We start from the raw sequence: 13,282 nt of genomic DNA on the forward strand, positions 1-13,282 counted from the left end.
CACCGAAGATGTCGGCTGTGATGGCCTCATCGCTTGCAGGCAAGCTCCTACAGGTTCTGTGGTGTGCTGGATCCTGCAAACAACCGGGATACCTGTGGCATAGGCTTCAGTCTTCGCCACCCGGGCGGCGGTGTAGTCGTTGGTCGCCAGGTGCTTGCTCATGATTGTGGCGCTGTCGACCCCGGCGATGCTCCGCAGCACCGCCGCGGTCCAGACGGTGCGGTCCTTGCCGGCGGTGCAGTGGAACACCCCGGCCCGCATCGTGCCGTCGTGGGCCGTGGCATACGCGTCGGTGGTGCCGGCGATGTCGCGGAAGTTGTCGATGCCTTGCAGGCGAGGCGTATCGAGGGCAGCGGCCTGGGCGGTGGCGATGGACACGCTCAAAACGGACAGCGAACACAGAAGACGTCGGAACACAGTGCAGCCTCATGGAAAACCGTTGGGCTGGCCACTGTCGGGAATCAAATGTTGCTCAATATGACAAAACACCGCCCGCCGCAAATCCCTGCGCGATCTGTCCGGTTCCTGCGCGATCCGTCCGTTCTTCAGGCCTTTTTCTTCGAACCGTTCAGGGCCGCGGCCGACCGGATCAGCGCCTTGAACGCCGCTTCGTCCAGGCGTTCGCCCTCATGCACATCGATGGCCCGCCGGGTGTTGCCCTCAAGGCTGGCGTTGAACAGCCCCGCGGGATCGTCCAGCGCTGCGCCCTTGGCGAAGGTCAGCTTGACCGCAGACTTGTAGGTTTCCCCGGTGCAGAGGATGCCGCCGCAGGACCACACCGGCACGCCCCGCCACTTCCATTCCTCCACCACCTCGGGCACGGCCTGATGGATGAGTGCGCGGACATGCGCCAGCGTTTCACCGCGCCAGTCGGCCAGTTCGGCGATCCTTCGGTCGATGAGTACGGAGGCTGATTGGGTGTTTTCCGTGTTCATGGCTGCCCTCTCCGGTTGACGTCCGGGAACTGTAGACGCCGGCCCGGCCGCGCGCGCAAAAAAAAGCCCCGCAGAGCGGGGCAAGGGAATTTGGTTGGTTGCGGCCAACCAAAGGAGCGTTCAGAGCAAGCGGGTATTGCGTGTTACAGGCAGTCCTGGGCGGCGCGTTCGAAACTCGACGGCGTGAAGTTGGAGGCCAGCAAGTGGCGCTCGTAGACGAACACCTTGCCGCCGCTGCCGGACTTGTAGGCCTCCAGCACGTTGTCGGCGGCGACCTTGCTCGGCACCACGATGCGGTAGCTGCGCTGGGTCTGCGACACGCTCGGGTTCAGCGCACGGCCCTGCAGTTTCGGCACGACGCAATCGGCGTACTCGGCGGGTGTCTTGCTGGTCTGCAAGGTCAGGCTCGGGTCGTTCGGTGCGCTGGCGCAGCCGGCGAGCGTCGCGACGGCCAAGGCGAAAGCGGAGAAGAAAAAAGCACGCATGGATCACATCCTGAAAACAAAGGTTCGGTTCGTCGGCAACGTTTGGCGTCACGGGCGCCGTCGTTGCCGTTGTGTTTTTCGGGGCCCCGGATCAGCCGGCGGCCACCAGGGCCTTGAGCGAGTCGTCAAACTGCCGCAAGGCGTTCAGTTGCAGGTCGCGCTGCCGGGCGATCTGCGCGGCGATCTCCGGCGCCGCCTTGTTGTGCACCCACACCGACGGCATCTGTTTTTCCACGGCGCCTTCGGCCTTGCCGATGTATTGCAGGTCGGCGTCGTAGAACCGTGCGGCGAAACGCGCCTCGACCTGGCTGTTGCGTTGGGTCAGCAGACGGTTGTGGGTGTCGAGCATCACCACCACGTCCGGGTGGGCCTGCACCAGCGCATCGAGGCTGTCGTAGACCGTCACCGAGAGAAACTGCTGTTGCAGCGAGCTCATCAGCCAGTCGATGGCCAGTTCCGGGTCGGAGCTGCTGACGAAGGCGTCGCGGATCCGCGCATCCAGCGCACCTTTGGCGCCGTTCACCGCCACATCGTGGTAGCGCTCAAGGTATTGCAGGTTTTCCAGGGTGTTTTCGCTGTACAGCACGCCAACGGTCTGGGAGTGCTGCAAGCCTGCCGAACTGGCGGCGACGGGCAGAAAATGGCACGACCGGGCGTCGTCTGCGTTGGCCGGTGCGGTCGCGGCCACCCCGCCCATCATCAGGGCGACCATAGCCAGTCGGGTCAGAGTCTTCATCGCGCAAATTCCTTGAGCTGCGTTTCGATGGAGGCGATTTTCCGCCCATCGGCCGCAAAGCAGAACTTGCGTTTCTTGATGGTCACTATTACTTGAAGCAATAGTTGCCCGCCGTGCAGACTGGCAGCCGTGCGACCACAATCAGAACAACCCGTGAGGAAACCCCGAGTGCGAACCTTTGACCTGATCCGCGACACCGTCCTGCCCGAATTCCGCGACCGCGTGGCCGACTACCTGGTGGAGTACGAGACTGCCCTGGGCGAGGCGACCGAACCGGAGCGCGTCACGGCGGTGGCCAATCAGCTGCGCGGCTACCTGCGCGGGCTGAACACCACGCGGGTGCTGGGCATGGCGGACTGGGAAGAGCTGGACCGGCGAGTGGTGAACACCTGGCTTCAGGACCGCTGAACCACCGCCTCGCGCAGCGGGCGATAAGCCGCCACCAGTTCATCCTGTGAAAACGCCCGGTTGCGTCCGCTGGGATTGGGCAGGATCCACACCGCCGCGTTGCCGAACGCCTGCGTCTGAAGCCCCCACGCCACCGTCTTCTGGCCGGTCAGCCCGGCGTAGGCCGCCTTGCCCAGGAACGCCACGACACGCGGCGCGTAGCGCAGGATCTTGCCCTCGAACGCCGCTGCCGCCGCGCTGAACTCATGGGCGGCCAACTGATCCGCCCTCGCCGTCGGCCGCTCCACCACCGCCGTCAACCCGCAGCCGTGCAACAAGATCGAGCGATCCTGTTCCGGGCGCAGCTCGTCGGGCGTGAACCCGGCCAGGTGCAGGGTGCGCCAGAAACGGTTGCCCCGTCCCGCAAAATGGTGCCCCTGGGCCGCAGCGAGCAAACCGGGATTGATCCCGCAGAACACCACGGACAGCCCCGGCGCCAGAATGTCCTCAAGCCCGTCCATGGCCACCCTCACCCACAGATTACCCGCACGGCGCTTTTGGCCTGTTCGGTCAGTTCCTGACGGGACTTGCCCGCCCGCGCCCGGATCGAAATGCTGTGCAGCAGCGACGACGCGAGCAGGGCCAACGCCGCCGCATCCACGCCAGCCTTCAGCTCGCCGGACTCGACGGCCCGGCGCAGGCGCTGCTCCAGGTCCGCATCCAGCTGGCTGAGGCGCCGCGACAGCACCTCGCGGATCTCCGGATCCTCCACCGCCTCGGTGGTCGCCGTGCCGATGGCGAAGCAGCCTCGCGGCGCGCCGTCGCCGGAAAAATAGATCGACAACTGCCCTTCGTAGAACCGCGTCAGCGCCTGCTCCAGGGTCAGGCTGGCGTCGTTCAGCGCCGCCTGCATGGCGGCGTGCGCCGTGTCCCAATACTGGTCGAGCGCCTTGATGTACAGCGCGTGCTTGTCGCCGAACGCGGCGTACAGGCTCGGCCGGTTCATGCCGGCGGCGCTGGCGATGCTGTCCAGCGAGGCGGCGGAATAGCCGGTGTTCCAGAACACGCCCAGGGCCTGTTGCAACGCCGTTTGCGGATCGTAGGCACGCGGGCGGCCGCGGCCTTTTCCTGTTGTCGGTTTATTTTGTGCCATCTCGTATAAATTCCTTGCGGGAAAGATTTCTCGCTCATATTCTTACACCATCGCACAAAAACAAGGAACCAGAAATTCCTTGGTTGGCAGGGTTTGTTGTAACAGCGCTCGGACCGGGTGCAGCGACGACGAAACAGCGGTGGAGCGATCCTCCCGCCGCCCATGGACTTGATGACTCACAGCAACCAATCACGTCAGGGCCGCGGGCGAATGCGCACCGGTCGGCCCGATGTCCCGGACAAGGGTGTATCGATCATGACACAGCAACTGGACCTCACCGCCGCACCGGCCCACGAACACCCAGGCCCGCGCCTGAACGACGCGCCGCCGAGAAAGCCCCTCAAGCAGAAGCTGCGACCGTGGCTGATGGCCGGTCTGCCCGCCATCTTCGTGGTGGTCGGCTACAGCCACTACCGGGCTGGCGAACCGTTCGTGTCCACCGACAACGCCTACGCCCGCGTCGCCAAGGCAACAATCAATGCACGGGTGTCCGGGCAGGTCATCGAGATCGCCGTCGACGACAACCAGTCCGTGCGCAAGGGCCAGGTGCTGTTTCGCATCGACCCCAAACCCTTGCAGATCGCCGTCGACCGAGCCGAAGCCCAACTCAGCAACGCCCGCCTGCGTATCGACGGCCTCAAGGCCAGCTACCGCGAACAGCAGGCGCAACTGCAATCGGCCAAGGAGTCGGCGGACTTCGACCAAAAGGAGTTCGCCCGCAAGAAGGCCCTGATCGCCTCCGAGTTCGTCTCCCGGGCCCTGTACGAGCGCGCCGAGACTGACTTGAAGGTGTCGCGCCAGCGCATCGCCTCCATCGAGCAACAGATCGCCAGCACCGTCATCGCCCTCAACGGCAATCCGGACATCGCCCCCGACAGCCACCCGACCGTGCGCGAGGCCCGGGCCCAGCTCGACGAAGCGCAGCTGTACCTGTCCTACGCGACGGTCACCGCGCCCGAGGACGGCATCGTCGCCAAGGTCGACGACTTGCAGGTGGGCAACTACGTCAATAACGGTGCAGCGGCGTTGGCGCTGATCTCCGACCGGGAGGTCTGGGTCGAAGCCAACTTCCGCGAGACGCAGCTGACCCACATGCGGCCCGGCCAGCGCGCCACCATCACCCTCGATACCTACCCGGACCGCGAATTCCAGGCCCATGTCATCAGCATGAGCCCCGGCGCCGGCGCCGACTTCGCCCTGCTGCCGCCGGAGAACGCCACCGGCAACTGGGTGAAGGTGGTGCAGCGGATTCCGGTGCGCCTGGAACTGGACGACGTCGACCCGGCCCTGCCGCTGTTCTCCGGCACCAGCGCCACGGTCACCGTCGACACCGGGCACCGCACGCCGTGGTGGTATCCGTTCAAATCGCTGCTCAGCGCAGGTAACGCGTGATGAACGCCGTCACCGCGTCCACGACGGCCGATGCGCGGGCGCTGCGGTACGTCGCCCTGCTCGCGACCTACCTGCAATCGGCCAACCTGCCGTTGCCCAACGCCGCGCTGCGCCTGATCCAGGGCAGCGTATCGATGACCGACGACCAGGCCGGCTGGATCTTCACCGCTTACCTGGCCGCCAGCGCCGTCACCACGCCGGTGGCGCAGTGGCTGGCCGGGCGCTTCGGGCTCAAGCGCGTCTATCAAACGGCGCTGGTCGCGTTCGCCCTCGGCCTGTGGCTCGCCACCCTGGCCGAAACGCCGCTGGCGTTCATTGCCGCGCGCATCCTGCAAGGCCTCGCCGCCGGGGTGCTGGCGCCGTTGTCGATGGGTATCGCCCTGGAGACGCTGCCCGCCGAACGCCGCCCCGCCTTCGGGCCGAAATGGACGGCGCTGGTGCTGCTCGGCATCGTCAGCGGGCCGAGCCTGGGCGGCTGGATCTGCGAGCACTTCGACTGGCGGCCGATGTTCTACCTCAGCCTGCCGCTGGTGGCGTACATCTTCCTGGCGGTCACTCTGTTGCTGGCGCAGAAGAAAGCCGAACAGAGCCCCTCGTTCGACTTCTTCGGCTACGGCGCCTTCACCCTCGGCATGATCGGCCTGCAGATGCTCCTGGACCGCGGCGAACGGCTGGACTGGTTCGATTCGCCGGAAATCTGGACCGAGGCGCTGGCCTGCGCCCTTGGGTTCTACCTGTTCGCCGTGCACGTGCTGACCGCCAAGGCGCATTTCTTCAACAAGGCCCTGTTCGCCGACCGCAACTTCCTGCTGTCGACGGCGATCTTCTTCGCCTTCGGCTTCGTGCTGCTGTCGACCATGGCCCTGACCTCGCCGATGCTCGACGAGATCCTCGGCTACCCGCCGGACACCACGGGCCTGCTGACCGTGCCGCGCGGCATCGGCCTGGTCGGCGCGTTCCTGCTGGCGATCCGTGCGCCGGCCTGGGTCGACGCCCGTTGGCTGATCGCCGCAGGCATTGCCCTGGTGAGCTACGCCAACTGGCTGATGCTCGGCTATTCGCCGCTGATGGACTGGACGCCCGTGGCGGTGAGCGGGTTCATCCAGGGCGTCGGCCTGGGGATCCTGATGCCGGCCCTGAGCAAGGTCGCCTTCAGCACGCTCGAACCGAAGCTGCGCCCCGAGGCCACCGGCCTGTTCAACCTGATCCGCGTCTACGGCAGCACCCTGGGCGTGGCGGTGGTGCAGATCTTTTTCTTCAACAACACCCAGGCGGTGCATTCGGCGCTGGTCAGCCAACTGACGCCCTACCGCACGGCCCTGCCGACCTCGCTGCCGGCGCTCGAAGGCCTCAATCACCTGGCCACCCACCAGGCGGCGTTCATTGCCGTGATGGGCCAATTCAAGATCCTGCTGGTGGCGATGCTGGTGGTGAGCCCGCTGGTGCTGTTCCTGCGCAAGCCCGTTTCGGCCAACTGATTTTCGTGGAGTCTGGACAATGAACACTTCTGCACGCTTCACCCCGTCTGCGATCCCGACCGCCTTCAGCGCACTGGCCCTGCTGGTGTCGCTGTCGGCCTGCACCGTCGGGCCCGACTTCCAGCGGCCCGCCACCACCACCTCGCAGCATTACGATCCGCAGGCCGAGCAGCGCTTCGACATGGGCAAGCGCCTCGACGGCGACTGGTGGGCGGCGCTGCGCTCGCCCAAGCTCGATCAAGTGATGCGCCGCGCCATCGACGGCAACCTCGAACTGGCGGCCGCCGACGCCACCCTGCGCCAGGCCGCCTCGTCGGTGGCCGCCGCCGAGGGCGCGCTGTACCCGCAGGTGGACTTCGCCGCCACCGCCGGACGCCAGCGCACCCACAACGGCCCGCAGCCCAGCGTGTCGAACTTTTACGCCATCGGTCCGCGGGTCGCGTTCGACCTGGACGTGTTCGGCGGCAACAAGCGTCAGGTCGAGGTGCAGCAAGCCGCGACCGACCTGCAAAGGCACCGCTACGAAGCCGCGTACCTCACCCTGACCGGCGACGTCGCCAGCCAGGCCTTGCTGCTGGCCTCGGCCAACGCGCAGATCGGCGCGGTGCAGACCCTGCTGGCCAACGACGCGAAGAACCTCGACCTGGTGCGCAAGGCGCAGCAGAGCGGCGTCAGCACCCGGATCGACGTGTCGCTGGCCGAAACCCGCCTGGCCCAGGACCGCACCCTGCTGCCGCCCCTGGCCCAGCAACGGGACGCGGCGCGGCATGCGCTGTCGGTGCTGGCCGGCAAAGGCCCGGCGGACTGGATCGCGCCGGACTTCACCCTCGACGAGTTCGCCCTGCCGTCGAACATCCCGGTCAGCCTGCCGTCGGAAACGGCCCGCACCCGCCCGGATATCCTGCAAGCCGAATCCGAGCTGCACATCGCCAGCGCGGCGGTGGGCGTGGCGACGGCCAACCTCTATCCGCACGTCGAACTGTCGGCCTCGCTGGCCCAGGCCGCGTCGGGCAACGGCGGCGCCGCGCTGTGGGGCTTCGCCGCCGGGCTGACCGCGCCGATCTTCAACGGCGGCACCCTGGAGGCGGAACGCCAAGGCGCCGTCGAGGGCTACAACGCCGCCCTCGCCCGCTATCAGCAGACGGTGATCCAGTCCTTCGGCCAAGTGGCGGACACCCTGCAATCGATCAACCACAGCGCCGAGCAGGACCAGGCGCAAAGCGACGCCCTGCGCGCCGCCGACACCAGCCTGCGCCTCAACCGGCAGGCCTACGCCCAAGGCGAAAACAGCCTGCTGCAAGTGCTGGAGGCCGAACGCGCCTATCAGCAGGCGCTGCTGGGGCAGATCCAGGTGAAGACCTCGCGCTACCTCGACGCCGTGCGCCTGTACGTGGCCCTCGGCGGCAACGCCGTCGGCGCCCACGACCAACGCCTCGCCAGCCGCCCGGCCCCGACCACCCTTTAACGCCCGCACCCGGAGAAACGCCATGACCTACGAAGCCTTCCACGACACCCTGCGCGACACCCGCCTGCCGCTCAACAACGGCGCAGGCGCGATGCCCGCCGTGGGGTTCGGCACCCTGTTCCGCGACCTGAGCACCACCACCGACGCGGTCAAATGCGCGCTGGAAACCGGCTTTCGCCACTTCGACTGCGCCGAGCGCTACCGCAACGAAGCGCAGATCGGCGAGGCCTTCCGGCAGACGTTCGCCGCCGGCACCATACGCCGCGAAGACGTGTTCATCACCACCAAACTGTGGAACACCAATCACCGCCCCGAGCGGGTCAAACCAGCCTTCGAGGCCAGTTGCCAGCGGCTGGGCACCGATTACATCGATTGCTACCTGATCCACACGCCGTTCGCCTTCAAGGCCGGCGACGACCAGGATCCGCGCGATGTGTTCGGCCACGTTATCTACGATGGCGAGGTGCGCCTGATCGACACCTGGCGGGCACTGGAAAGCCTGGTGGATGAAGGCCGGTGCAAGTCCATCGGGCTGTCGGACATCACCCTGGAGGCGCTGAAGGAGATCGTCGCCGCCGCCCGGATCAAACCCGCCGTCGTGCAGATCGAATCCCACCCGTACCTGCCGGAATGGGAGATGCTCGACTTCTGCAAGGCCCACGGCATCATCCTCCTGGCCTTCGCCCCGCTGGGCCACGGCATGACGCCCAACGTGCTGGACGACGCGGTCCTCACCGGCATCGCCCGGCGCGTCGGCAAAACCCCGGCCCAGGTCGCGCTGGCCTGGGCGGTGCAGCGCGGCACCGCGTTCCTCACCACGTCGGCGACGCCGGGGCACATTCAGGAGAACATCGACATCGACACTCTGCCGATGCGGGCGATGCAGGAGATCAAGGACGACATCGCCACGCGGATCCGCTTCAACTCCGTGGTCGAAACCGGCGTGCCGGGCTTCATCCCCCAAACCCACAAACGCTGACTTGCCCCTGTGGTGAGGGCGCTGGCTCCCTCACCACAAAAAGCGCCTGCGCCGCCCCTATAATGCCCGCACCCCACCCGAGACGACCCCGATGGACGTATTCCAAAGCATGCGCTGCTTCATCGCCGTGGCCCAAAGCGGCAGCTTCACCGCCGCCGCCGAACTGCTGGACACCACCACGACCAATGTCTCCAAGGCCGTCTCCGCTCTCGAAGCTCGCCTGCACACGCGCCTGATCAACCGCACCACCCGGCGCCTGGCGCTCACCGAGGCCGGCGCGCGCTACCTGCAACGCTGCGAAAAGATCGTCGACGACGTGCGCGAAGCCGACGAAGAGGCCGGCACCGCCCAGACCCTGCCCGTCGGCCGCCTGAAGATCCACGCCATGTCCGCCATCGGCAACCACTACGTGATCGACGCCATCGCCCGCTACCGCGAGATCCACCCCACGGTGATGTTCGACCTGACCCTGACCAACCGCGTCCCGGACCTGCTCGAAGAAGGCTACGACATGTCCATCGTCCTGGCCCGCGACCTGCCCGACTCCGGCTTCGTCGCCCAACGCCTGGGCATCACCTACAGCATCCTCTGCGCCGCCCCCGGCTATGTGGCCAAGCACGGCAAACCCGCCACCCCCGGCGAACTCAGCGCGCACGAGTGCCTGCGCATCGTCAACACGGTGATGCCGGTGGAGAACTGGACATTCGAAGGGCCTGAAGGCACGCAAACCATCACCATTCCCCTGTCGCCCTTTCACATCAACACCGCCGACGGCATGAGCATCGCGATCAGAAAAGGCATGGGCATCGGCATACAGCCGATCGCATCGGCCGTGGACGGCCTGCGGGCGGGGACATTGGTGCGGGTGCTGGCGGATTACCGGCTGGAGGAGTTGAACCTGTTCGCGATCTACCCGTCGCGCAAGTTCGTCGATGCGAAGATCAAGACCTGGGTGGAATTTCTCAAGACCGCGATACCGCAACTGCTGGCATCGGATGAAGACATCGTCGGCGCTAAGGCCGTTTGAACGCAGCGGACATGGAGTGTCGACCCTCCATCCCGTGCACCGGGCTCAACCGTTGGAGCAGCCCGAACCCATCACTTGATACTGCAGGACATGCCGCTCGCCGTGGGAGTCCTCATACGTCATCCGCACCGGCACCGGAGCGCACTCGTTGGCGGGTTCGGTGATGGAAATCACGTGTTCGATGTCCAGTTGCGTCGCGGAGCTGTAAGTCTCCACTGGAAGGTTTTCGGCGTCCGCCGCGGCCGCAAACGCCTGCGCGCCGAAACCGCCGAGGAGCACAACCCACGCCATTTTCTTGAGGTTCATGATGTTCACCGTCTTTGGAGGAACCGTGTTCATTCACGGATTGGAGACGATGCTAAGGGGTGGCGGGCGGGGCAAAAATCGGGGGATTGGACAAACACTGTTGCTGGAATCGGGGTGAATCAGGATGGGTCGCTCAGCGACTGAATAATTGACCACATCAATAACAACCATTAACTCAATGAAATTCTCTTATCTGCCCCGGAGCGTAGGATCGGCGCCATACCCAACCACTACACCGGAGCAGATCACCATGAAACGCCAAACCCTCCTCGGCATCGCCTTCTCGTTCTTCGCCCTGAACGCCTTTGCCGCGACTGAAACCGACCCGCTGTTCAGCGATGCCGTTGCCGCCACCGAAACCGATCCACTGTTCAGTGATGCCGTTGCCGCCACCGAGACCGATCCGCTGTTCAGCGACGCCGTTGCCGCCACCGAGACCGACCCGCTGTTCAGTGACGCCATCGCCGAAGGGGGCGCAGATCGTCTGGCCGAACGTCGGGCAGTCTGAATCCATGGGTTTGATCAACGCGCACAACAAAAAGCCCGGCTTCATCAGCCGGGCTTTTTGTTGTCTGTGTACCTGTCACTGCACACGGATGTACCGAAACTTGATGCACCGAACCGACGCCTTCAACTCGGGCTCAAGAACGCCGGTCAGTGCATCCCCTTGCTCACCACTTCACCCGTCGCGACATCCTCCAGCCAGATCTGCAGCCGGTCCAGCCCCACGTATTTGGAGCGGGCAATGATCTTCTGGCCAGGCTTGCCCTCGAACTCAAGGTTCGTGAACAAGAACTTCCTGGGCAAGTGGTACTCCAGTTGGACCGTGTACTTGCCGGGCTTCAACACCGCACGCTGGGGGGAGTCATTCTTGTAGTAGTAGGTGGAGAACGGGATGTTCCCCACTTTCTCGTCGTTGACCCTGATGATGTTCAGATCCGGCTGAAGATCAAGAAAGTGGCGCTGAGGCCTTACTGCGTAGGTTTCGGTTTCCAGCACGGTGTAGCGCGCTTCATCGACCGTTTCACCGGCGTTTGCGTTCGAGTAGTCCGGCATCTCTGCACAGCCCTGCAAGGCCAGAAACGATGCAAGCAGCGGTACGGCAATTTTTTTCACGTGGTAAATCCCTGTATTGAAGAAACGCCGGCAACGTCATCGTTGACGGCCGGCTCGCATGGGGCGGAAGGAAGAAGGCACTGCGCGACCGCATTGCCCTGCAAGAAAAGTGTGGCTCGCGGCTCAGGCCGGAATCGATGGATCCGCGCGCAGATAAGCGACAAAACCGTCCCAGTTATGGGTCTGGTACTTATCGAGCATGCGCTGAGGAAGCTTGATTTGAGATAGGCGCCAATCGATGGACTGCGCCCATTCATCCTCACTCAGGATCTGCTGACCGGTGAAGTAGCGGACTTGGCGTGCTGTCGTGTTGTAGATGAGGAAGATCCGGTCAGGGTTCGCGCTGACCGCGGCGCGACTCAGCCCGCGCTGATTGTTCCAGTTGAGGCCGCTCTTGATCTGGACTTCGAAGTAACGGCCATTGTGCCCGACGATGCCGTCGATGCCTTTGTCATCGACCAAAGAGGGAAAGACGTCGAACCCCTCCTTCAGCAAATCACCCCAAATGGCGAACTCGTGACGTTTGCCGATGGCCAGTTTGTTCTTCATATCGCGTGTCCCTGCACTGTGACCGAGGCGGCCGATAGCCGGGCCTCACCTCCATGAAGGCCACATGCTATCACTCGATTGGGATCTGAAGAAACCGGCAGCGTCACACACCGCCGACGCCGGCGACGTTCACCGATACCCCCTCACATAAGACTCCCGCAAATCACTGGCCCACCCATCCAGCACCGACTTGACGTTGGCCGCGGTCATCACTTGCTTGTCGTCGTCCAGCGGTATGCCGGTGCCTTTGCGCATCACCTGGGCGACGACCTCGCCGGTCGCGCCGTCCTCGAAGGACACTTCCGTGGTGATTTCGCTGTCCTGGTCTCGGATGCCGGTGGCAGTGCTGACGCCCGCGGCCACCAGCGTCACCGGCAGCCATTCGTAATAACGCAGGCTCTGGGTGCTGGCGGCGACACGGGTGATGGCGGGCCGGACCGTCAAGGTGTCCGGGCCGGGTTTCGACGACAGTTGCACGACTTTGCCCAGCTCGTAGCGCAGCGCGGCGTCGTAGTAGGCGGTCACGGTGTACAGCGTGCCCTGGGGGATGCGCTCGGTCGGCGCGACGTCGGGGTAGAACCGGCTCGGCGCGATGTACACCTGCTTGTACCGGCCCCGCTTCAAGGCCGGGCTGACCCAGCTCAGGGCGGTCTGGCCGGAAGGCGTGCGGTGCTCCTTCAAAACGCTGTAGTCGCGCAGAAAACCCGCGTTCGTGGCCGGCTCGACCTTCTTGCTGCTGCACGCCGACAGGCTCAACATGGCGACGAACAGCAGCGATACCGAATATCTGTTTTTCATCCGTGCAATTCCTGGGTGTCCGTCAGGCGGAGGCTTGGGCGGGCGGGAGGTTGTCCGAGCCTTCGACGCGCAACTGGCCGTGGGTCATGATCCAGTGGATGAGGTCAGCCGTCGGGAGGGTGTGCACGTACTCCACCCATTCGGTGCCGGACGGGCTGTACCGCTCGAAATAGCGGCGCAGTACGATCTGGCTCTGATCGTCGCTCAAGCCCAGGCAGGACTCCTGGAACAGGATCGGCTTATCGTGCTTGGGCACCGTGGTGCGCTGGCGCAGCACCAGCGGGCGTTGCGCGGTGTGCCGGACGGCAATGCATGTGCTCTTGGGAATCGTCATAAAGCCCCCTCGTTTGGAATGGCGAGCAGAGTGCACGAGGGGTTTTGCGGCAGGATGTCCGCTTGATGTCCGGGCCGCAGAAATGTTGCTCGATTGAAATATATGACCCGGACACCCGAATGGTTTTAGAGTCGCACCTCTT

The 13,282-nt window shown here is 64.9% G+C and carries 17 protein-coding genes and 1 pseudogene; 7 read left to right on the top strand and 11 right to left on the bottom strand.

What is annotated here, in order from left to right:
• Window positions 1-102 precede the first annotated feature (102 nt).
• The 4 genes and pseudogenes from CAG33_RS15525 to CAG33_RS15540 form a co-directional block, all read right to left on the bottom strand.
• Window positions 103-417: pseudogene (locus CAG33_RS15525) on the bottom strand (tyrosine-protein phosphatase); the annotation flags it as partial.
• A gap of 128 nt (window positions 418-545) precedes the next feature.
• Window positions 546-935, bottom strand: coding sequence for a DUF1801 domain-containing protein (locus CAG33_RS15530; RefSeq protein ID WP_085639195.1), 390 nt, complete (start codon window positions 933-935; stop codon window positions 546-548).
• 143 nt (window positions 936-1,078) lie between these two features.
• Window positions 1,079-1,420: a hypothetical protein gene (locus tag CAG33_RS15535; protein ID WP_085585684.1), complete on the bottom strand. Its 342-nt coding sequence runs from the start codon at window positions 1,418-1,420 to the stop codon at window positions 1,079-1,081.
• A gap of 91 nt (window positions 1,421-1,511) precedes the next feature.
• Window positions 1,512-2,156: an ATPase gene (locus CAG33_RS15540; RefSeq protein WP_085585682.1), complete on the bottom strand. Its 645-nt coding sequence runs from the start codon at window positions 2,154-2,156 to the stop codon at window positions 1,512-1,514.
• Between the two features lie 168 nt (window positions 2,157-2,324).
• Here CAG33_RS15540 and CAG33_RS15545 point away from each other — a divergent pair, with 168 nt between their 5' ends.
• A complete protein-coding gene (locus tag CAG33_RS15545; protein WP_085632956.1) occupies window positions 2,325-2,564 on the top strand; it encodes a hypothetical protein in 240 nt (79 codons plus the stop codon).
• Here CAG33_RS15545 and mug read toward each other — a convergent pair.
• Together mug and CAG33_RS15555 are read right to left on the bottom strand one after the other, a co-directional pair.
• Window positions 2,552-3,064, bottom strand: a complete 513-nt coding sequence (gene mug, locus CAG33_RS15550; protein WP_085632954.1) for a G/U mismatch-specific DNA glycosylase — start codon at window positions 3,062-3,064, stop codon at window positions 2,552-2,554. The two genes, CAG33_RS15545 and mug, sit on opposite strands and share 13 nt — an antisense overlap.
• Before the next feature lie 8 nt (window positions 3,065-3,072).
• Window positions 3,073-3,696 (bottom strand): TetR/AcrR family transcriptional regulator, encoded by a 624-nt coding sequence (locus CAG33_RS15555; RefSeq protein ID WP_085585676.1) that lies wholly within the window; start codon window positions 3,694-3,696, stop codon window positions 3,073-3,075.
• 255 nt (window positions 3,697-3,951) lie between these two features.
• Here CAG33_RS15555 and CAG33_RS15560 point away from each other — a divergent pair, with 255 nt between their 5' ends.
• The 5 genes from CAG33_RS15560 to CAG33_RS15580 all read left to right on the top strand — a co-directional run bounded on the left by CAG33_RS15560 (window position 3,952) and on the right by CAG33_RS15580 (window position 10,037).
• Window positions 3,952-5,088 carry an HlyD family secretion protein gene (locus CAG33_RS15560; protein WP_085639198.1) on the top strand — a complete coding sequence of 379 codons (1,137 nt, stop codon included), beginning with the start codon at window positions 3,952-3,954 and terminating at the stop codon, window positions 5,086-5,088.
• Window positions 5,088-6,566: a DHA2 family efflux MFS transporter permease subunit gene (locus CAG33_RS15565; RefSeq protein WP_085639201.1), complete on the top strand. Its 1,479-nt coding sequence runs from the start codon at window positions 5,088-5,090 to the stop codon at window positions 6,564-6,566. The genes CAG33_RS15560 and CAG33_RS15565 overlap by 1 nt, the downstream gene beginning before the upstream one ends.
• Before the next feature lie 19 nt (window positions 6,567-6,585).
• A complete protein-coding gene (locus tag CAG33_RS15570) occupies window positions 6,586-8,031 on the top strand; it encodes an efflux transporter outer membrane subunit (RefSeq protein WP_085639204.1) in 1,446 nt (481 codons plus the stop codon).
• Window positions 8,032-8,053: 22 nt separating this feature from the next.
• Window positions 8,054-9,010: an aldo/keto reductase gene (locus CAG33_RS15575; RefSeq protein ID WP_085632946.1), complete on the top strand. Its 957-nt coding sequence runs from the start codon at window positions 8,054-8,056 to the stop codon at window positions 9,008-9,010.
• Window positions 9,011-9,101: 91 nt separating this feature from the next.
• Window positions 9,102-10,037 carry a LysR family transcriptional regulator gene (locus tag CAG33_RS15580; protein ID WP_085639207.1) on the top strand — a complete coding sequence of 312 codons (936 nt, stop codon included), beginning with the start codon at window positions 9,102-9,104 and terminating at the stop codon, window positions 10,035-10,037.
• A gap of 45 nt (window positions 10,038-10,082) precedes the next feature.
• Here the strand turns inward: CAG33_RS15580 and CAG33_RS15585 are convergent, their stop codons facing one another.
• Window positions 10,083-10,343, bottom strand: coding sequence for a DUF2790 domain-containing protein (locus CAG33_RS15585; RefSeq protein WP_085633015.1), 261 nt, complete (start codon window positions 10,341-10,343; stop codon window positions 10,083-10,085).
• Between the two features lie 250 nt (window positions 10,344-10,593).
• Between CAG33_RS15585 and CAG33_RS15590 the strand changes: the two genes are divergently transcribed.
• Window positions 10,594-10,851 (top strand): hypothetical protein, encoded by a 258-nt coding sequence (locus CAG33_RS15590; RefSeq protein ID WP_085639210.1) that lies wholly within the window; start codon window positions 10,594-10,596, stop codon window positions 10,849-10,851.
• A 146-nt stretch (window positions 10,852-10,997) separates the two neighbouring features.
• Here CAG33_RS15590 and CAG33_RS15595 read toward each other — a convergent pair whose 3' ends face one another.
• From CAG33_RS15595 to CAG33_RS15610, 4 genes are all read right to left on the bottom strand, one after another.
• On the bottom strand, window positions 10,998-11,459 hold the full coding sequence (locus CAG33_RS15595) for a hypothetical protein (protein WP_085585660.1): 462 nt from the start codon (window positions 11,457-11,459) through the stop codon (window positions 10,998-11,000).
• A gap of 123 nt (window positions 11,460-11,582) precedes the next feature.
• Window positions 11,583-12,008, bottom strand: coding sequence for a hypothetical protein (locus CAG33_RS15600; RefSeq protein ID WP_170930011.1), 426 nt, complete (start codon window positions 12,006-12,008; stop codon window positions 11,583-11,585).
• Between the two features lie 129 nt (window positions 12,009-12,137).
• Window positions 12,138-12,806: a DUF3313 domain-containing protein gene (locus CAG33_RS15605; RefSeq protein WP_085639213.1), complete on the bottom strand. Its 669-nt coding sequence runs from the start codon at window positions 12,804-12,806 to the stop codon at window positions 12,138-12,140.
• A gap of 22 nt (window positions 12,807-12,828) precedes the next feature.
• Complete coding sequence (locus CAG33_RS15610; protein WP_085639216.1) at window positions 12,829-13,140, bottom strand: hypothetical protein; 312 nt, start codon at window positions 13,138-13,140, stop codon at window positions 12,829-12,831.
• Between the last annotated feature and the right edge of the window lie 142 nt (window positions 13,141-13,282).

Source organism: Pseudomonas sp. B3(2017) (assembly GCF_002113595.1).
Lineage (GTDB): Bacteria > Pseudomonadota > Gammaproteobacteria > Pseudomonadales > Pseudomonadaceae > Aquipseudomonas > Aquipseudomonas ekonensis.